General features: G+C 64.8%; 17 protein-coding genes. 5 read left to right on the top strand and 12 right to left on the bottom strand.

Annotation, left to right across the window (positions count from 1 at the left end; all coding sequences use genetic code 11):
* The first annotated feature begins 27 nt into the window (after nt 1–27).
* The 3 genes from gspE to EYF70_RS27290 are packed head-to-tail and all read left to right on the top strand — an operon-like array spanning nt 28 to nt 3,324.
* On the top strand, nt 28–1,458 hold the full coding sequence (gspE, locus tag EYF70_RS27300; RefSeq protein WP_131148174.1) for a type II secretion system ATPase GspE: 1,431 nt from the start codon (nt 28–30) through the stop codon (nt 1,456–1,458).
* Nucleotides 1,459–1,475: 17 nt separating this feature from the next.
* The gene (gspF, locus tag EYF70_RS27295; RefSeq protein ID WP_131148173.1) at nt 1,476–2,696 is read left to right on the top strand and encodes a type II secretion system inner membrane protein GspF; all 1,221 of its coding nucleotides are present in this window, start codon (nt 1,476–1,478) and stop codon (nt 2,694–2,696) included.
* A gap of 31 nt (nt 2,697–2,727) precedes the next feature.
* The gene (locus tag EYF70_RS27290; RefSeq protein WP_131148172.1) at nt 2,728–3,324 is read left to right on the top strand and encodes a type II secretion system protein N; all 597 of its coding nucleotides are present in this window, start codon (nt 2,728–2,730) and stop codon (nt 3,322–3,324) included.
* A 215-nt stretch (nt 3,325–3,539) separates the two neighbouring features.
* Here EYF70_RS27290 and EYF70_RS27285 read toward each other — a convergent pair whose 3' ends face one another.
* The 9 genes from EYF70_RS27285 to EYF70_RS27245 form a co-directional block, all read right to left on the bottom strand.
* Nucleotides 3,540–3,743 carry a hypothetical protein gene (locus EYF70_RS27285; protein ID WP_131148171.1) on the bottom strand — a complete coding sequence of 68 codons (204 nt, stop codon included), beginning with the start codon at nt 3,741–3,743 and terminating at the stop codon, nt 3,540–3,542.
* Between the two features lie 17 nt (nt 3,744–3,760).
* Nucleotides 3,761–5,104 carry an ATP-dependent protease ATPase subunit HslU gene (gene hslU, locus EYF70_RS27280; protein WP_131148170.1) on the bottom strand — a complete coding sequence of 448 codons (1,344 nt, stop codon included), beginning with the start codon at nt 5,102–5,104 and terminating at the stop codon, nt 3,761–3,763.
* Nucleotides 5,105–5,157: 53 nt separating this feature from the next.
* Nucleotides 5,158–5,694, bottom strand: a complete 537-nt coding sequence (gene hslV / locus EYF70_RS27275; RefSeq protein WP_131148169.1) for an ATP-dependent protease subunit HslV — start codon at nt 5,692–5,694, stop codon at nt 5,158–5,160.
* Between the two features lie 74 nt (nt 5,695–5,768).
* On the bottom strand, nt 5,769–7,079 hold the full coding sequence (locus tag EYF70_RS27270) for an STAS domain-containing protein (RefSeq protein WP_131148168.1): 1,311 nt from the start codon (nt 7,077–7,079) through the stop codon (nt 5,769–5,771).
* Nucleotides 7,080–7,173: 94 nt separating this feature from the next.
* Nucleotides 7,174–7,614, bottom strand: coding sequence for an RNA polymerase-binding protein DksA (gene dksA, locus EYF70_RS27265; RefSeq protein WP_131148167.1), 441 nt, complete (start codon nt 7,612–7,614; stop codon nt 7,174–7,176).
* A gap of 95 nt (nt 7,615–7,709) precedes the next feature.
* Nucleotides 7,710–8,756: a CobW family GTP-binding protein gene (locus tag EYF70_RS27260; protein ID WP_131148166.1), complete on the bottom strand. Its 1,047-nt coding sequence runs from the start codon at nt 8,754–8,756 to the stop codon at nt 7,710–7,712.
* Nucleotides 8,757–8,845: 89 nt separating this feature from the next.
* Complete coding sequence (locus EYF70_RS27255; RefSeq protein WP_131148165.1) at nt 8,846–9,805, bottom strand: tyrosine recombinase XerC; 960 nt, start codon at nt 9,803–9,805, stop codon at nt 8,846–8,848.
* A gap of 2 nt (nt 9,806–9,807) precedes the next feature.
* Nucleotides 9,808–10,479 carry a DUF484 family protein gene (locus EYF70_RS27250; protein ID WP_131148164.1) on the bottom strand — a complete coding sequence of 224 codons (672 nt, stop codon included), beginning with the start codon at nt 10,477–10,479 and terminating at the stop codon, nt 9,808–9,810.
* 185 nt (nt 10,480–10,664) lie between these two features.
* A complete protein-coding gene (locus EYF70_RS27245) occupies nt 10,665–11,720 on the bottom strand; it encodes a porin (RefSeq protein ID WP_131148163.1) in 1,056 nt (351 codons plus the stop codon).
* Between the two features lie 431 nt (nt 11,721–12,151).
* Here EYF70_RS27245 and EYF70_RS27240 point away from each other — a divergent pair, with 431 nt between their 5' ends.
* Nucleotides 12,152–13,624: a tetratricopeptide repeat protein gene (locus EYF70_RS27240; protein ID WP_131148162.1), complete on the top strand. Its 1,473-nt coding sequence runs from the start codon at nt 12,152–12,154 to the stop codon at nt 13,622–13,624.
* A gap of 370 nt (nt 13,625–13,994) precedes the next feature.
* On the opposite strand, the gene dapF is transcribed toward EYF70_RS27240, so the two are convergent.
* From dapF to EYF70_RS27225, 3 genes are read right to left on the bottom strand one after another with little or no spacing between them, the layout of a single operon-like run.
* Nucleotides 13,995–14,858 carry a diaminopimelate epimerase gene (gene dapF / locus EYF70_RS27235; RefSeq protein WP_131148161.1) on the bottom strand — a complete coding sequence of 288 codons (864 nt, stop codon included), beginning with the start codon at nt 14,856–14,858 and terminating at the stop codon, nt 13,995–13,997.
* Nucleotides 14,855–15,751, bottom strand: coding sequence for an LpxL/LpxP family acyltransferase (locus EYF70_RS27230; protein WP_131148160.1), 897 nt, complete (start codon nt 15,749–15,751; stop codon nt 14,855–14,857). Before EYF70_RS27230 ends, dapF begins: the two co-directional genes overlap by 4 nt.
* A complete protein-coding gene (locus tag EYF70_RS27225) occupies nt 15,748–16,602 on the bottom strand; it encodes a lysophospholipid acyltransferase family protein (protein WP_131148159.1) in 855 nt (284 codons plus the stop codon). Before EYF70_RS27225 ends, EYF70_RS27230 begins: the two co-directional genes overlap by 4 nt.
* Before the next feature lie 192 nt (nt 16,603–16,794).
* Between EYF70_RS27225 and metK the strand changes: the two genes are divergently transcribed.
* Nucleotides 16,795–17,964, top strand: coding sequence for a methionine adenosyltransferase (gene metK, locus EYF70_RS27220; protein ID WP_131148158.1), 1,170 nt, complete (start codon nt 16,795–16,797; stop codon nt 17,962–17,964).
* Nucleotide 17,965: the final 1 nt, after the last annotated feature.

The raw sequence follows: 17,965 nt of genomic DNA, 5'->3' as shown, positions 1-17,965 counted from the left end.
TGCTGGCTCATCTGAACAGGCGGCATCATGGATAATCTTCTTCCTTACGCGTTCGCCCGCGATTTCCTCGTGCTGGCCAGGGGTGGCGAACGCGATGGCACGGTCGAGGTGCTGGTGTCGAACGCCACCGCGCCTTCGGCGATCGCCGAGGTGTCGCGCCGTTTCGGCCGCATCCAGCTGCGACCGCTGCCGCGCGCGCAGCTGGAGGAAGCCATCGCCGCGGCCTATGCCGGCGCCGGTGGCGACGTGTCGCAGGTGGCCGACGAATTCGACGCCGACCTGGACCTTACCCGGCTGCTGCAGGATGTACCGGCCATCGAAGACCTGCTCGAATCGTCGGACGACGCGCCGGTGATCCGCATGATCAATGCGCTGCTCACCCAGGCGCTGCGCGAGGGCGCGTCGGACATCCACGTCGAACCGTTCGAGCAGATTTCCGTGGTGCGCTTCCGCATCGACGGCGCGCTGCGCGACATCGTCAAGCCGAGAAAGGCGATCCACGGCTCGCTGATCTCGCGTATCAAGATCATGGCGCAGCTGGACATCGCCGAGAAGCGCCTGCCGCAGGATGGCCGCATCACGCTGCGGGTGGGCGGCAAGCCGGTCGACGTGCGCGTGTCCACGCTGCCGACCGGGCACGGCGAACGGGCCGTGCTGCGTTTGCTGGACAAGGAAGCCGGCCGCCTGGACCTGCAGCACCTGGGCATGAGCGAGCCGATGCTGGCCCGGTTCAACGGGCTGCTGGCGCAGCCGCACGGCATCGTGCTGGTGACGGGGCCGACCGGTTCCGGCAAGACCACCACGCTGTATGCCGCGCTGTCGCTGCTGAACTCGACGACGACGAACATCCTCACCGTCGAGGACCCGATCGAATACGACCTGGCCGGCGTCGGCCAGACGCAGGTGAACTCGCGCATCGACATGACGTTCGCGAAGGCGCTGCGGGCGATCCTGCGCCAGGATCCGGACGTGATCATGATCGGCGAGATCCGCGACCTGGAAACGGCGCAGATCGCCGTGCAGGCTTCGCTGACGGGCCACCTGGTGCTGGCCACGCTGCACACCAACGATTCGGCATCGGCCGTGACCCGCCTGCTGGACATGGGCATCGAACCGTTCCTGCTGTCGTCATCGCTGCTGGGCGTGCTGGCGCAGCGGCTGGTGCGCAAGCTGTGCGGCGAGTGCAAGCGCAGCGAGGTGACGCCGGGCGGGCACGTGTGGCATGCGGTCGGCTGCGACGCCTGCGGCCAGACGGGCTACCAGGGCCGGGTCGGCATCTACGAACTGCTGCAGACGACGGACCGGATCCGCGGCCAGATCCACGACCGCGCCTCCGAAGCGGCGATCAAGGACACGGCGCTGGCGGACGGCATGACGACGATGCGCGAGGACGGCGAGCGCTGGCTCGCCAACGGCACCACGACGCTGGCCGAGCTGCTGCGCGTCGCCAAGGATTGAGATCGGGGATGAACTGAATGCCGGCATTCCGTTATGAAGCCGTCGATGCGGGCGGGGCCACGAAGAAAGGCGTCGTCAACGCGGACAGCCCGCGCGCCGCGCGCGCCGACCTGCGCGCCAGGGGACTGGTACCGATCAAGGTGGACACCATCGCGGCGCAGGTCGATGCCAGTGGCGCATCGACGCGCCGCGGGCTGGGCGAAAAACTGTCGACGACGGAACTGGCGCTGTTCACGCGCCAGATGGCCAGCCTGCTGGAAGCGGGGCTGCCGCTGGAGCAAGCCTTCACCGCACTGCTGGAACAGGCCGAGCGGCCGTATGTGCGCGACCTGATCGCCTCGATCCGCTCCGAGGTGATCGGCGGCGCGGCGCTGTCCGACGTGCTGAAACGCCACCCGCGCGACTTCGCCGAGATCTACCGCGCGCTGGTGGCGTCGGGCGAGCAGATCGGCCAGCTGTCGCGCGTGCTGTCGCGGCTGGCCGACTACATCGAACGGCGCAACGCGCTGGTGCAGAAGGTGCGGCTGGCGTTCACCTATCCCGCCATCGTCACGGTGGTGGCGTTCGCGATCGTGATCTTCCTGCTCACTTACGTGGTGCCGCAGATCGTGTCGGTCTTCGCCAATACCAAGCAGAAGCTGCCGCTGCTCACGGTGATCATGCTGGGTGTCTCGGATTTCGTGCGCAACTACGGGCTGGTCGTGCTGGTGCTGCTGATCGGCGGCTGGATCGCGTGGCGCCGCGCGCTGCAGAACATCGCGCTGAAAACGCGCTGGCACACGTGGCTGCTGACCGCGCCGCTGTACGGCAAGTTCGAGCGCAGCCTGAACACGTCGCGCTTCGCTAGCACGCTGGCGATCACTACCGGTTCCGGTGTGCCGATCCTGCGCGCGCTGGAAACCAGCCGGGATACGCTGTCGAACGTGGCCATGCGCCAGCTGGTGGAAGAGGCCAGCGATGCGGTGCGCGAGGGCGTGAGCCTGGCGCGGGCGCTGTCGGCCCAGAAGCATTTTCCGCCGATGCTGATCCACATGATCCGCGCCGGCGAAATCACCGGCGAGCTGCCGGCGATGCTGGAGCGCGCCGCCGCCGCGCAGGAAGCGGACCTGGAGCGCCGCACGCTGACGATCGCCGGGCTGCTGGAGCCGGCGCTGATCCTGGCGATGGGCGTCGTCGTGCTGCTGATCGTGCTGGCCGTGCTGATGCCGATCATCGAGATCAACCAGCTGGTGCGCTGATGGCCGCCGCAAGATTCTTACCGGAGTTGGAATGAACCGTTTGCCGCATCACCTTCCCGCCATTGCCACCCTGGCCGCCGTGGTGGCGCTGACCGCGTCCACGGCCTACTGGAGCCTGCAATTGTTCAAGCCGCAGCAGCGCCAGATCGCCGTGGTGCCGGTGCAGGAAACACCGCCGCCGCCGGTCGACGCGGCACTGGGACTGTTCGGCGGGCAGGCCACGATCGCTACCGCCAGCACGTATGAGTTGCGCGGCGTGGTAGCTGCCCGCGACGGCCGCGGCAGCGTGGCGATCATCGCCACCAGCGGCGATATACCGAAGGCTTACCCGGTCGGCAAGGAAGTGGCGCCGGGCGTCACCGTGGAGGATGTGCAGGCGCGCCACGTGACGCTGCTCGACGGCGGCGTGCGCAAACGCCTCGACCTGCTGCCGGATGCCGGTGTGTCATCGACCACCGCCGCGCCGCTGGCGCCCGTGAACCGGGCCGCACCACCGCCTGTCGCCATGCCGGCGCCACAACCTTCCGCCACGCCGCTGGTCACGCCGCCCGCCGGCACGCCGACCGGCCCTGCCGGCCAGCCCGCACCTGTACAGATGGGACCAGCCCAGCGGCCCAGCCTCCAATAAACAGGCTCGGCTCCTGCTGCCGTTACGATAAGCCCACCCCAAGTGCAAAACCCGGGGTCTGACCCGTCGGGTCGGACCCCAGCCTCTGCCGTTGGGGTGTATGCATGCAATAACCAATAAATAGGGATGAACCCAGTTTCGAGGAAATTCTTCAAGAACAGGCTGTCCGGCGATCCGGTCGGTCCCCATTCTTCACGCAACTAAGTTTCAAGCAACTAATCGTCCGGATCCGGCTTCAGCTTTGCCTTTGCAATGGCGGCCTTGGCGGCCTGGCGCTCGGCGGACTTGCTGCGCTCGTGCGGCCCGGCCGCGCGCGCCTTGGCCAGCGCGGCGAACGGGTTGCGCGGCTTGGTGAACGATTGCGACGGCTCGATGCGCAGGCGCATCTTTTGCCGGGTTGCCAGGGCCTTGTTTGCCATGATCTAAACCGTGTGGATTACAGGACGTAGCGGGACAGGTCCTCGTTGACGGACAGCGCTTCCAGTCGCTGGTTTACATAGTCTGCATCGATGACGATATGCTTGTCGCCCGGGTCGCTCGCGGCGGTGGCCGAGAAAGAGATTTCCTCCAGCAGCTTTTCCATCACCGTGTACAGCCGACGCGCGCCGATGTTCTCGGTGCGTTCGTTGACCTGGAACGAGATCTCCGCCAGGCGCGTGATGCCGCCCGGGGCGAATTCCAGCGTCACGCCTTCGGTGGCCAGCAGCGCCGCGTACTGCAGTGTCAGGCAGGCATCGGTGCTGGTCAGGATGCGCTCGAAGTCGGCGATCGACAGCGATTCCAGTTCCACGCGGATCGGGAAGCGGCCTTGCAGTTCCGGGATCAGGTCCGACGGTTTCGCCAGGTGGAAGGCGCCGGAAGCAATGAACAGGATATGGTCCGTCTTGATCATGCCGTACTTGGTGTTCACGGTGGTGCCTTCGACCAGCGGCAGCAGGTCGCGCTGCACGCCGGCGCGCGACACGTCGGCATTGCCCATCTCCGAACGGGAAGCGATCTTGTCGATCTCGTCCAGGAACACGATGCCGTTCTGTTCCACGTTCTGGATCGCCTTCTGCTTCATCTCGTCTTCATTGACGAGCTTGGCCGCTTCCTCGTCCAGCAGCACCTTCATCGCATCGCGGATCTTGATCTTGCGGGCTTTCTTGCGGTTGCCGCCCACGCCGGCGAACATCGACTTGATCTGCTCGGTCATTTCTTCCATGCCGGGCGGTGCCATGATCTCCATCTGCGGCGCCTGGTCGGCCAGCTCGATCTCGATTTCCTTGTCGTCCAGTTCGCCCTGGCGCAGCCGCTTGCGGAAGGTCTGGCGCGTGGTGTCCTTCTCGGCCGGCGCATCGTTGCTGGCCGAGAAGCCGAAGTCGCGCGGCGGCGGCAGCAGGATGTCGAGCACGCGGTCTTCGGCCGCATCCTCGGCGCGGGCGCGCACCTTGGCCATCTCGGCCTGGCGCGTCTGCTTGATGCCGATGTCGATCAGGTCGCGGATGATGGTGTCCACGTCGCGGCCCACATAGCCCACCTCGGTGAACTTGGTGGCTTCGACCTTGATGAAGGGGGCGTCGGCCAGCTTGGCCAGGCGGCGCGCGATCTCGGTCTTGCCGACACCGGTCGGGCCGATCATCAGGATGTTCTTCGGCGTGATTTCATGGCGCAGCGGTTCCTCGACCTGCTGCCGGCGCCAGCGGTTGCGCAATGCGATCGCCACGGCCTTCTTCGCCTTGCCCTGGCCGACGACGTGCTTGTCCAGTTCGCCGACGATTTCCTGCGGGGTCATGTTCATATGATGTTATTCCTGCTGTTGTCCGTGGTTGTCGAGGGTGGCCCGTTGGGCCATCAATCCAGCGTTTCGATAATGTGCGACAAATTCGTGTAGATGCACAGTTCACCGGCGATCGTCAGCGATTTCTTCACGATCTCGGCAGGTGTGAGCTCGGTGTTCTCGAACAGCGCCTTGGCCGCCGACTGCGCGTACACGCCGCCCGAACCGATCGCGCCGATACCGTCTTCCGGCTCCAGCACATCGCCATTGCCGGTGATGATCAGGGTCGATTGCGCATCGGCGACCAGCAGCATGGCTTCCAGCCGGCGCAGCACGCGATCGGTGCGCCAGTCCTTGGCCATTTCGACGGAGGCGCGCAGCAGGTTGCCCTGGTGTTTTTCCAGCTTCGCTTCAAAGCGGTCCAGCAGCGTGAACGCATCGGCGGTACCGCCGGCAAAGCCGCACAGGACCTTGCCCTGGTACAGCTTGCGCACCTTGCGGGCCGAGCCCTTCATGACGATATTGCCCAGCGTTACCTGTCCATCGCCGCCCAATGCCACCTGGTCGCCGCGCCGGACGGAAAGGATGGTCGTGCCGTGAAATTGTTCCATAGTTGCCTCAAGTGATGACGCCAGCCGCGAAAATGGGGGCCGATCAAAAAATTGCAAGGCGGATAAAAAACCTGTCAGTATCGATGTGGCAACAGCCTGGCGACACTGCCATACCCCAGCAGGCGCGCCAGCGCCGCGACCATGTGGTTCAGCTCGCGAAATTCGATGCGCCGGTCCGGCCCGGCCAGTTGTTGCAGCAGCGCCAGCAGGTGCCCGGCCGCCACGTAATCGATCCGCGCCAGCCGCGAACAGTCGAAGACCAGCGCGGGCCCCCGTTCGGCATGGTCGCGGATGGCCGACCACACTTCCGTGGCGTTACCCTCGATCATGCGTGGCAGCAGGTAGCGGTCGCCGGCCGGCGCGGCAAGCTGCCGAGGCGTGCTGGCCACCTTGCCCGGCGGCGTGAACGGTGGCGGCGACACTTCGAACGTCACACAATAATCCATGGCGGCTTCCTCGAACTCCTTTTCGCGGTTCAGCAGGCGCAGCAGTTCGAGCAGCAGCAGCCACGGCGCGGCGCCATCGTCGCGCCGGCCGACGTCGACGATGGCGCGCACCTGCCGCAACAGTTCTTCCGCGCCCCCCAGGATCAGTTCGCGCCCTTGCTGCACCTCGCGCAGGGTGTCGTGCAGCAGGGCGCAGCCGTCCGGTTCGACCGCGGTGACGCGGGAAAAATCCAGCCGCAGCACGGCAGCGCCGTCGGCCGCCCTGCGCAGGTGGGCGATCTGCGCGCTGGTGGCGGCATCGAGCACGCCGGCCAGCGTGGCGGTCGGGGTGACGCCGCTGTAGGTGGCGGTGTCATCGGCCAGCGCGGGATTCCACGGTGGCGGCGACGTTTCAAACGTACTGGCGTAGTCGATCGAGAGACTGTCGAACGCTTCCTGCCGTCCGAGCACGGCGTACAGGTCGAACAGCATCCACCAGGCGGTGCGGTCGCTGGCCGGTCCGCCATGGACGGCGGCGGCCAGCAGGCGGCATGCTTCATCGGCTTCGCCGTTGGCGTACAGGATCGCCGCTTCCTCGACCACGGGCGCGCTTTCGGCGGCAGCCGCTTCGACCGGGATGTCGTCGTCTTCCAGCAGTTCGGTGACCGCCTCGTCGGGCGGGCTGCCCTCGGCAGGGGGCGCAGCGCGCCGGGGAGGGCGCCGAAAGGCCGGTTCATCGAACATGTCGGCCGCCATCGCGGCTTCGATCGCATCGATTTTCAGCACGGTGGCGCGGGCGATATCGCGTTGCAGGTCCAGTTGCTGCTGTATCTGCAGGCTCGACTGTGCGTCATCTTCCCGGCGCTGCAGTTCGCTGTTGGCGGCCAGGCGTGCATAAGCCTCGTCCTCGTCCTCCTCGACGGCCGGCTTGTCTTTGCGGAAAAGGGAAAAGAGACCCATCGCGCTAGTGTAGCCCAGAGGCAAACATGAGCTTGGCACGGCAGGAAATAAAAAAGCATGCCGAGGCATGCTTTTTCATGGGAAGAAGGGCGGGTCAGTCGCCGTACAGTTTCTGTTTCAGCTCGCGCCGCTGCTGCGCTTCCAGCGACAGCGTGGCGGTGGGGCGGGCGATCAGGCGCGGAATGCCGATCGGCTCGCCCGTTTCCTCGCACCAGCCATATTCGCCATTGTCGATGGCCACGATCGATTGCTGGACTTTCTTCAGCAGCTTGCGTTCGCGGTCGCGGGTACGCAATTCCAGCGCATGCTCTTCCTCGATGGTGGCGCGATCGGCCGGATCGGGTACCAGCACGGTTTCACGCAGGTGTTCGGTGGTTTCGCCGGCGTTTTTCAGCAGTTCCTTTTCCAGGGCCTGCAGCTTGGCCTTGAAGAACGCCTGTTGCGCCGGATTCATATAGTCCTTGTCGCTCATCGCGAGGATTTCTTCTTCGGTGAGGATAGGCGCTTCCGCGGGGGACTTATTTGTTTTGGTCATGACTTCGCTTACCTTCGATACGACAGAGTTTTCAAATTCCAGCCGGGAGGCCGCATGGCCTGGACCGGACGCGGCCCCACAAAAACCGGGTTAGTTTATACCAGACATTGTTCCAAACCGCGAATAAAGATGTCTTTTGGCAGATTCTTGCCGATAAACACCATCTTGCTGCCGCGCACGTCGTTTTCGCCCCATTTCGCCCCCAGGTCGCTGCCCATCAATTGGTGCACGCCCTGGAACACGACCTTGCGCTCAGCGCCCTGCATCCACAATACGCCTTTGTAGCGCAACATGCGAGGGCCGTAAACATTCACGAGCCCACCCAGGAATTCATCCAGCCTGGCTGAATCGAACGGGCGCTCGCTCGTGAATGCAAAGGCGGAAATATCGTCCGTATGGTGCGCGTGGTGGTGGCTCGGGTGATCGCAATGTTCGCCATGTTCGTGATCATGCTCATGATCGTGATGTTCATGATCATGTTCCTCGGCAGCAAGGAAATCCGGATCGATCTCCAGCTTTTCATTCAGGTTGAACCCTTTCAGGTCCAGCACTTCGGTGATCGGCGCATTGCCGAAATCGGAGCGGCCGATCGGCGCGCGCGGATTGATGCGCTTCAGGCGCGCCGTCAGTTCCTCGATCGCGGCGGCATCGACCAGGTCGGTCTTCGACAGCAGGATCTTGTCGGCGAAGCCCACCTGGCGCTGGGCTTCCTCGTTGGCGTCGAGCTGCTGCATCGCATGGCGCGCGTCGACCACGGTCACGATCGCATCGAGCAGGTAATGGCTGCCCACTTCCTCGTCGATGAAGAAGGTTTGCGCGACCGGGCCGGGATTGGCCAAACCGGTGGTTTCGATGACCACGCGGTCGAAGGCGATTTCGCCGGCGGCGCGTTTCTTCGCCAGGTCCGACAGGCCGATGATCAGGTCGCCACGCACCGTGCAGCAGATGCAGCCATTGTTCATCTCGACGATCTGTTCGCGGCTTTCCTGCACCAGGATTTCATTGTCGATATTCTCCTGGCCGAATTCGTTCTCGATCACGGCGATGCGCATGCCGTGCTGTTCGCGCAGGATGCGGTTCAGCAGCGTGGTTTTGCCGGCGCCGAGAAAGCCGGTCAGGATAGTGGTCGGAATCAGTGCCATGTCAGTTGAAAGAATCGGTTGCCAAAATCAGAATCGGTCGATTATGCCGGAATTCCAATTATGCTGTCCAATCGCACAATTGACCTCGATCAGCCCGTGCCTTTGCCTGTTTTGGCTCGCGGATGGGTCTTGTCGTACACCTCGGCCAGGTGCTGGAAATCGAGTGCCGTATACACCTGGGTCGACGTGATGCTGGCATGCCCCAGCATTTCCTGCACGGCCCGCAAGTCGCCGGAAGACTGCAGCACATGCGAGGCGAACGAATGCCGCAGCATGTGCGGATGCACGTGGACCGGCGCGCCGGCGGCGATCGCATGGCGCTTCAGCCGCATCTGCACGACACGCGGCGACATCCTGCTGCCGCGTTCGCTCACGAACAGCGCGGCACTGCCGTCGGACGGGGCGGGGCGCACCCGCAGCCAGGCGTCGATCGCGGCCAGCGCGGCCTTGCCGACCGGTACGCGGCGCATCTTGTTGCCCTTGCCGGTCACCACGACTTCGGCATTTTCCCGTTCGAGCCAGCCTGCCGACGCGCCGGTCGTTGCGTCGGCCTTGCGAAAGTGCGTATCGAGCCCGCACAGTTCGGATACCCGCAAGCCGCTGGAATACAGCAGTTCGAACATCGCGCTGTTGCACGATTCGGCCGGGGTCGGGGTAGCTGCCCGGCGTGCCGGCGTTGCGACCAGCTGCACGGCATGGTCGACCGACAGGGCTTTCGGCAGCAGTTTCGGCCGTTTCGGTGCGCGTACCCCGTCGACCGGGTTGGCCGCCAGGGCCGTGTGGTCGGCCAGCCAGCCGAAAAAGCTGCGCCAGCCGGACAGCTTGCGGGCTATCGAGCGGGGTTGCTGGCCGCCCGCGTGCAATTTCGCGGTGTAGCGGCGGATGTCCGCGTGGGTGATGGCGGTCCAGTCCTGCCCGCCGTGCAGCCCGGCCAGTTCGGCCAGGTCGCGGCCATAGGCGTCGACCGTGCGCGGCGACAGCTTGCGCTGCGTGGCCAGGTGCCGCAGCCACTCCGCGCTCCAGTCGGCCATGCCGCGCGGATCGCCCATGCTCAGGCCAGCAGCGGGGCCAGCGCGACGCTGGCCGTTTCGCCGATGTGCACCAGGAAATCGGTGGCCATCAGCGACGTGAAGCGTTCCGGATCGGGCGAGCCCATGATCAGCAGGCCGAAGGCCGCGCCGCCGGCGCCGGGCTGGCGCAGCGCCACGATCACGGCGGACTTGATCGAGCCGGCATCCTCGAGCCAGCGCACCGCTTCGAAATCGTTGTTGCTGCCGCAGTAGGGCGTAAGCAAGCCGTTGGCGAATAGCCGGGCATCGTCGGATACGCCGGCCGCGAACCATTCCTGCGCATGGGCCGGCGCGACACCGAACAGGCGCAGCGTGGCCGCCGGCACATTGAACGCGGCCTTCAATCCTTCTGTGACGGCACGCGGCATCGCGGCCACGTCGCGCTCGCGCAGCAGCGACTGATTCCAGGCGTGGAACCGGTTGGCGATGGCCTGGTTTTCCTGCGCATTGCGGTTCAGTTCGGCAAGGCGCAGTTCCAGCGCCTTGTAGCGCTCGCGCATCACTTCCATCTGGCGCTCCTGCAGCGACACGGCGCGGCCGGTCAGCGGGCTGGACAGCCGGACGTCGCCCAGCAGGCTTGCGTGTTCTTCAAAAAAATGGGGATGGTCTGCCAGGTATTGCGCGACAGCCGAGGAATCCAGGGTAGCGGTCATTGTTGTCACTTTAAGAAAAGCAAGCAACATTCTACCCGACGGACCGGCAAAAAAAGAACGCTCCGGCAAACTGCCCCCGGAGCGCTTCTCCCTCGCACTGTGAAGACTGGACTAGAAAAGCAGACGGACTGGATAAGCGGTCGGACTTAAAAGCGGACTGACTGAAAAGCGGACTGAAAAACGGATCAGAAATTGTGGTGCACACCCAGCGCATAGTGCTTGCGGGTGTCGTCATTGGTGGCGGCCACGGTGAACGGCGCCTTTTTCACCGACAGGTCGAGATACAGGTAGGTCCGCGGCGACAGGCTGTACTCATAGCCGACCGATGCCTGCTTGGTCTTGATCACGCCATCCGGATCCTTCTGGCCATAACCGACCAGGAACTTGTTCGCGCCAACGGTGTAGTTGGCGCCCACCACCCAGGCGCTGATATTCTCGTTGGTCCACATCGTGTGGCCCAGGTCCTGGCGCTGGTAGGAAGCCATCAGCTTCAGGTCGGGAATCGGCTTGTACGAGGCCGCCACCGACCACAGTTCCGTTTCGATGGCATTGCGTTCGGCGCCCACCATGGCCGCGAACGGACCGTTGGTGTAGGTGGCGCTGACCGAGTACGGATTCGCCGATGCCGTCGAGTTGGCCGCGTATTGCGGTGCCGAGGCGGTGCCCTTGCCGATGATGGCCGGGCCATTGTTGGCTTCCTTGGTGGCCACCGATACATTGACCTGGAACCCGGCCCATACCGGCGTGTTGTAGAACACCGCGTTGGAGAAGCGGTTGATCGAATTGCCGACAACGCTCAGCGGGTCGCTCGAATAGCCGGCCACGTGCAGGTCGGTCTGGTAGCCGGCTACCGCGGGCAGGCCGGACCATGGCTCGAACTGGGTCGAGGTTTCCTGGTAGGCGGTCAGGCCACGGCCGATGCGTACGGTACCGAACGCGCCCTGCAGGCCCACGCGGCTCTGGCCCTGGAACAGCGGACGCACATTGTTCTCGAGCGCGCCGGTATCGGGATCGTAGCGGATTTCCAGCTGGAACAATGCCTTGAGGCCATTGCCGAGATCTTCGACACCGCGGAAACCCAGCTTGTTGTTATCGCGGCGGGTAACCTGCGTGGCGTCGTTGGCGGTGTGGGTGGTGCGCTGAATGCCGGCGTCGATCGTGCCGTAGATGGTCACGGAAGACTGGGCGGCGGCACCGCCGAAGGCGGCCGTCAGGGCCAGGGCAACCAAGGATTTCTTCATTTGTCGTTCCCTCTGTTCTGAATTGATTGGTTCAAGAAGCCAGCGGTGGATGCTTGTGAAACTGGACAGGTGCACCTTAGATGAGGTTGCTGTCGAGCGCCGTGGATTGGTCGATTGACGGCACGAGTCTTGGTTGAAAACGCTAAATCTTCCGAATCTTGTTGTATTTATAAAACGGTAGTTTTACGGTGCCAACTGGTTTATTCACGTCATGTAATCCTTTCATTGGTAAGGTAATCACGGACAGCGTAGCCGGACCACTGCTTGACCTCGTTTGCGCGAGATCAAGCGAAGTCAACCTTGTATTAGACGTGCAACAATTCGCTACATAAACTGTTCAGTTACGCCTTACTCTCACAACGACAAGAAAACGCAGCAGGCGAAACCCGGCATGGCCGGGGGCCGCGATAAGCAGCGTTCAGGAGACCGACATGGCCAATCGTGAAGAGCTGGCAGTGATCCGGGGTGCGCGAGCGGGAGACCCCGAATGCCAGTTGAAACTGGGTAAGCTCTACCTTGCCGGCGGTGCCGGCTTGCCGTGCAGCCCACCTACCGCGCTGCACTGGCTGTCACGCGCGGCAGCCGCCGGCCTCGACGAGGCATGGCTGCTGATCGGCCGCCACATTCCCTGGCAATATGCCAGCCACCACCGCGCCACGCTGCTGGAGTGGTATGCCCGCGCCAGCGATGCCGGCATCGTCCAGGCCGCGATCACGCTGGGCCAGCTCCTGCTGCAGGAGCCGGCCATTACGCAGCCCGGCTTGTGCCAGCGTGCCCGGCGCGCGCTGGACACGGCGCAGCGTGCCGGGGCCGGCGAGGCGGGCGCCTTGCTGGCGCGGCTTCGCCTCGCCGGCCACGAAGCAGCACCGGTGCCGATGGCGCTGGCGGGGCGCGGCACCGGCGAAGCACAGCCGGGTGAGCCGGCCCTTGCCCTCGACACCGCGCTGCCGCTGGCACGTGCGCTGCTTGCACAGGCACCGGCCGATTGCGCCGCGTGGTCGGGATCGGCCGCGGATGCCCGCCTGCTGGCGCGCTGCGCGGAAGCACTGATGCAGGAAAGCGGCACTGCGTCTGGCGCGGAAGGCGACGAGGCGCAGCGCATGCGCGAGCTGGCGGCCACGGCGGGCGATCGCCACGCGCAACTGGCGCTGGGCTTGCAACTGGCGCGCATCGACGCGGGGGGCATGCGGCTGGCGCAAGGCCCGGCCAGCTTCAAGCGAGCGGTGCGCTGGCTCACGCGCGCCGGCGAGCAGGGCCTGGCCGAAGCGTGGTTCGCGCTGTCGCGCATCTATGTGAAACCGGAGTTTTCGCAGCGCTGCGTGGGCGAGGCGCAAGCGTGCCTGGAGCGGGCGGCGGCACTGGGGCATGGTGGCGCGCAGCTCGAATGCGGCCTGCAGGCATGGCGCATGCGGCGCAGCAGCGACTGCAACGACGTGAAGGCGGCGTACTGGCTGCAAAAAGCGGCGGCGCAGCACTGCCCCCAGGCCGCCGAAGCGCTGGCCCGGATCGCGCCGGCTCCAGATGCCAGCGGGTGGGCGGTGGCACTGCTGCCGTTGCTGACGCGGGAACTGGTCAGCAGCCAGCCGCTGCTGGCGGCGCGCATCGAACTGGCCGCGCTGTTCGGGCTGACCCGGGCGGAAGCGTTGTTGCTGGATGTGAAGGCGGCCGACCAGGGCCATTGCCTCGTCGTCGACATCCGCGCCAGCTATGGCCGCGGGCGGCGCCGGCTGGTACTGGTGGAAACCGCCCGGCAGCGCCAGGCGCTGGAGCGCATCGCGCGCCAGTTCGAGCAGGTCGACAGCAAGCTGGAAGGCAATTACCGGCAGCGGCTGTACCGCTTCAAGACATGGCTGCAGTCGGTCGATGGAGCCGACGAAGGCGGCCGTGCGCAGCTGGCCGCCTAGGTTCGCTGGCGGTTCCTTGCAACCGGGTCAGACGGTAATGCCGCTAAGTTAAGCGTTACCCGATACGTTGGAAGCGCATGCATTCACCCCAACAGCGAAGGGCAGGGGTCAGACCCGCCGGGTCTGACCCCGGAATTTGCACTTGGGGTGGGCTTATCTAAGCGGCATTAGGGTCAGACGGTAATGCCGTTAAGTTAAGGCGGCGTGACTGTTTGAGTTGGCGTCAGGGGGCTCGCTGTCGGAGGAATGATGGCTTGCAAGCCATCACCGCCTGGCAGGCGCGAAGCATGTTTCGCGAAACCCCTGCCAAGCCACCAATCCGCTAGCGCCGCGAACTACATCTAATTCCGCTAACTAAGCGGCATTAGGTTCAGACCGTGATCTCGCCTTCGAACACCGTGACGGCGGGACCGGTCAGGTAGACCGGTTCGCCATCGCCGGCCCAGGCAATCGACAGTTCGCCGCCGCGCGCATCCACGCGCACCGGCGAATCGAGCAGGCCGCGGCGAATGCCCGCCACCACGGCCGCGCAGGCACCGGTGCCGCACGCCAGCGTTTCGCCGGCGCCGCGCTCGAACACGCGCAGCTTGATGTGCTGGCGGTTTACCAGCTGCATGAAGCCGGCGTTGACCCGTTTCGGGAAATGGGCATGGTGCTCGATCAGCGGGCCGGTCAGTTCGACCGGCGCCGTGTCCACGTCGGGCACCACCTGCACCGCATGCGGATTGCCCATCGACAGCACCGACACCAGCACGGTTTCCTTTTCCCCCGCCAGTTCCAGCACCAGCGGCCACAGCGTATCGTCGCCTTCCGGCTGCCCGGCCAGGCCTTCCGTATCGAAAGGCACCAGGGCGGTGTCGAAGATGGGGGCGCCCATGTCCACCGTGACGCTGCCATCTTCTTCCAGCCGCGGCGCGATGATGCCCGACATCGTTTCGACAGCGATGCTGCGCCGCTCCGTCAAGCCCTTCTCGGCCACGAACTTGGCGAACGCACGCGCCCCGTTGCCGCACTGTTCCACTTCGCCGCCATCGTTGTTGAAGATGCGGTAGCGGAAATCGCAGCTGGGGTTCGTCGACTTTTCCACAACCAGCAACTGGTCGGCGCCGACGCCGAAGCGCCGGTCCGCCAGCGCCTTCCACTGCGCGGTCGTGAAGTCGATCTGCTGGTTGATGGCATCGATCACGACGAAGTCGTTGCCGGCGCCATGCATCTTGGTGAATTTGAGTTTCATCGCTTGTTCGAGTAGAAGGACGCTTCGCCGTTGGGGCGGGTCTTGTAGCGCTTGTGAGTCCAGAAATATTCCGCCGGCGCTTCGCGCACGCGCTCCTCGATGAATTCGTTCATGCGGCGCGTGGCGGCAACCATGTCGGTACCAGGGTAATTGTCCCACACCGGATAGAACTTGACGCGCCAGCCTTGATAATTCGGCAGGAAAGTGGCGATCACGGGCATGACCTGCGCGCCGGTGGTGGCGGCGATGCGGGCGGTGGCCGTCAGGGTCGCGGCCGGCACGCCGAAGAATGGCACGAACTCGGCATCCTTCTCGCCGAAATCCATGTCCGGCAGCATGAAGTAGGGCAGCCGGTCGCGCAGCGCGCGCAGGATCGGCTTGATGCCATCCTGCCGCGTGAACAGCTTGACTGGCTTGAAGCGAGCCCGGCCGGCGCGCAGCACCGCGTCGAACGTGGCGTTCTTTTGCGTGACGTACATCGACGAGGCCGAGGCTTCCATCGCGATCGATGCGCCGCCCACATCCAGGCACACGAAATGCGGGCACAGCAGGATGGTCGGCTTTTCCGTCATCGCCGCCACCGGGATCTGGCCCGGCGGCATGCCGTCGCTGGTCTCGATGCGGATCAGCCGGCGCAGCCGGGCTTCGGATGCCCACCACAGCACCGCCCGTTCGAACACGCTGCGCGAATATGCCTGGAAATGGCGGCGCGCCAGGTCGCGGCGCTGCGCTTCCGACAGTTCCGGCATCGCCAGGCGCAGGTTGACCAGCGCGATCTCGCGGCGCGGGCCCATGATGATGAACAGCAGGCTGCCCACCGCCGTGCCGAAGCGGCCCAGCACGGGCAGCGGCAGCCAGTGCAGCAGCCACATGAAACCAAGCAGGATCTTCATGCGGCCTCCGCCGTAGTGGGGGCCGCCACGCCGGGCGGTACCTTGTAGCGGTTATAGCTCCAGTAATACTGGGCCGGGCAGCCGGCGATCAACTGCTCCATCGCCGCATTGATCGCCCGTGCCTGCTGCGCGTTGTCGCCTTCCAGCGAGCCGGGGAACGGCACGAAGTGGACCAGGAAACCGCGCCCGCGCGGCAGCCTTTCGGCATAGGTCAGCACCACCGGCGCGTCGCCGCCCAGCCTGGCCATCTTGGCCGGCAGCGTCATCGTGTAGGCCGGCCGTCCGAAGAACTCGGCCCACACGCCTTCGCCTTCCTGCGGCACCTGGTCCGGCAGGATGCCGATGGGCTTGCCTGACTTGAGGAACTTGGCCAGCATCCGCACGCCGGACAGGTTGGCCGGCGCCAGCAGCATCTGGCCGCGGGCACGCGCCACTTCCACCAGCGGCTTCATCGCCGCCTGCTTCGGCGGGCGGTACATCACCATGATCGGGCTGTCGTGCGACACGCGTTGCGCGGTCATTTCAAAACAGCCAAGGTGTGGCGTGAGGAACACAATGCCACGCCCCGCGCGCAGGTGTTCTTCGACCAGTTCATAGTTTTTCAGGAACACGCGGCGTGCGATCCGCTGGTCCGATGCCAGCCAGACGAATGGCAATTCGGCCACGGCCTTGCCGGCCTCCGCGACGGCCTGGCGCAAGTGGCTGCCATAGCCGGCGCGTGCCATGTTCTCGCGCATCCGGCGGCGATAGGAAGGTGATAAAAGGTATACGGCCCATCCCAGGACACTTCCCATTGCATGCAGCAAGGGCAAGGAGAATATTGAGAAGAAACGGAAAATTCGTAACAGCATGAACTCGAAAAAAAGAAGTGTGCCTGCGCAAAAATTTTTGAAGAAGCGTAAAATACCACGCAGCAGTGACCGCCGAGTTAACAGACAACTTGCGAGGCGGGATAAAAATATCGCTAAAGCGTCGCAAGCCGTATGGGTTGTTGCGACAGATTTTTTCAACTCGAGTCACAGACACTTATACAGGAGCTTGCGATGTCTTCCATCGATTACCTCTTCACGTCCGAATCCGTTTCCGAAGGCCACCCCGACAAGGTCGCGGACCAGATCTCCGACGCCATCCTCGACGCCATCCTGGCCCAGGATCCCACTGCCCGCGTGGCCGCCGAGACGCTGTGCAATACCGGCCTCGTCGTGCTGGCCGGTGAAATCACCACCCACGCGAACGTGGATTATATTCAGGTCGCCCGGGAAACCATCAAAAGCATCGGCTACGACAACACCGACTACGGCATCGACTACCGCGGCTGTGCCGTGCTGGTGGCCTACGACAAGCAGTCGCCGGACATCGCCCAGGGTGTCGACGAAGGTGCGGGCATCGACCTCGACCAGGGCGCTGGCGACCAGGGCCTGATGTTCGGCTACGCCTGCGATGAAACGCCGGAACTGATGCCGGCCGCGATCTACTACTCGCACCGCCTGGTCGAGCGCCAGTCGCAGCTGCGCAAGGATGGCCGCCTGCCGTGGCTGCGCCCGGATGCCAAGTCGCAGGTCACGCTGCGCTACGTGAACGGCCGCCCGGTGGCCGTGGACACGGTCGTGCTGTCGACCCAGCACGCGCCGGAAATGCAGCACAAGCAGATCGAGGAAGCGGTGATCGAAGAGATCATCCGCCCGGTGCTGCCGAAGGAATGGCTGAAAGACACGAAATACCTGGTCAACCCGACCGGCCGCTTCGTCATCGGCGGCCCGCAGGGCGACTGCGGCCTGACCGGCCGCAAGATCATCGTCGACACCTACGGCGGGGCCGCGCCGCACGGCGGCGGCGCCTTCTCCGGCAAGGATCCGTCGAAGGTCGACCGCTCGGCCGCCTACGCGGCCCGCTACGTCGCCAAGAACGTCGTCGCCGCCGGCCTGGCGCGGCAGTGCCAGGTGCAGGTGTCGTATGCGATCGGCATCGCCCGTCCCATCAATATCACCGTCTATACCGAAGGCACCGGCGTGATCCCTGACGAGAAGATCGCCGAACTGGTGCATGAGCACTTCGACCTGCGCCCGAAAGGCATCGTGCAGATGCTGGACCTGCTGCGTCCGATCTACCGCAAGACCGCCGCGTATGGCCACTTCGGCCGCGAAGAGCCGGAATTCAGCTGGGAACGCACCGACAAGGCCGCCGCCCTGCGCGCCGCCGCCGGCCTGTCCTGAA

This window comes from Pseudoduganella albidiflava, assembly GCF_004322755.1.
Classification (GTDB): Bacteria; Pseudomonadota; Gammaproteobacteria; order Burkholderiales; family Burkholderiaceae_D; genus Rugamonas; species Rugamonas albidiflava.
This window is presented reverse-complemented; position numbering and strand designations above follow the sequence as displayed.

Coding starts and splice junctions, on each gene's coding strand:
- gspE (WP_131148174.1), top strand. CDS start 28: ATGGATAATCTTCTTCCTTACGCGTTCGCCCGCGATTTCCTCGTGCTG.
- gspF (WP_131148173.1), top strand. CDS start 1,476: ATGCCGGCATTCCGTTATGAAGCCGTCGATGCGGGCGGGGCCACGAAG.
- EYF70_RS27290 (WP_131148172.1), top strand. CDS start 2,728: ATGAACCGTTTGCCGCATCACCTTCCCGCCATTGCCACCCTGGCCGCC.
- EYF70_RS27285 (WP_131148171.1), bottom strand. CDS start 3,743: ATGGCAAACAAGGCCCTGGCAACCCGGCAAAAGATGCGCCTGCGCATC.
- hslU (WP_131148170.1), bottom strand. CDS start 5,104: ATGAACATGACCCCGCAGGAAATCGTCGGCGAACTGGACAAGCACGTC.
- hslV (WP_131148169.1), bottom strand. CDS start 5,694: ATGGAACAATTTCACGGCACGACCATCCTTTCCGTCCGGCGCGGCGAC.
- EYF70_RS27270 (WP_131148168.1), bottom strand. CDS start 7,079: ATGGGTCTCTTTTCCCTTTTCCGCAAAGACAAGCCGGCCGTCGAGGAG.
- dksA (WP_131148167.1), bottom strand. CDS start 7,614: ATGACCAAAACAAATAAGTCCCCCGCGGAAGCGCCTATCCTCACCGAA.
- EYF70_RS27260 (WP_131148166.1), bottom strand. CDS start 8,756: ATGGCACTGATTCCGACCACTATCCTGACCGGCTTTCTCGGCGCCGGC.
- EYF70_RS27255 (WP_131148165.1), bottom strand. CDS start 9,805: ATGGGCGATCCGCGCGGCATGGCCGACTGGAGCGCGGAGTGGCTGCGG.
- EYF70_RS27250 (WP_131148164.1), bottom strand. CDS start 10,479: ATGACCGCTACCCTGGATTCCTCGGCTGTCGCGCAATACCTGGCAGAC.
- EYF70_RS27245 (WP_131148163.1), bottom strand. CDS start 11,720: ATGAAGAAATCCTTGGTTGCCCTGGCCCTGACGGCCGCCTTCGGCGGT.
- EYF70_RS27240 (WP_131148162.1), top strand. CDS start 12,152: ATGGCCAATCGTGAAGAGCTGGCAGTGATCCGGGGTGCGCGAGCGGGA.
- dapF (WP_131148161.1), bottom strand. CDS start 14,858: ATGAAACTCAAATTCACCAAGATGCATGGCGCCGGCAACGACTTCGTC.
- EYF70_RS27230 (WP_131148160.1), bottom strand. CDS start 15,751: ATGAAGATCCTGCTTGGTTTCATGTGGCTGCTGCACTGGCTGCCGCTG.
- EYF70_RS27225 (WP_131148159.1), bottom strand. CDS start 16,602: ATGCTGTTACGAATTTTCCGTTTCTTCTCAATATTCTCCTTGCCCTTG.
- metK (WP_131148158.1), top strand. CDS start 16,795: ATGTCTTCCATCGATTACCTCTTCACGTCCGAATCCGTTTCCGAAGGC.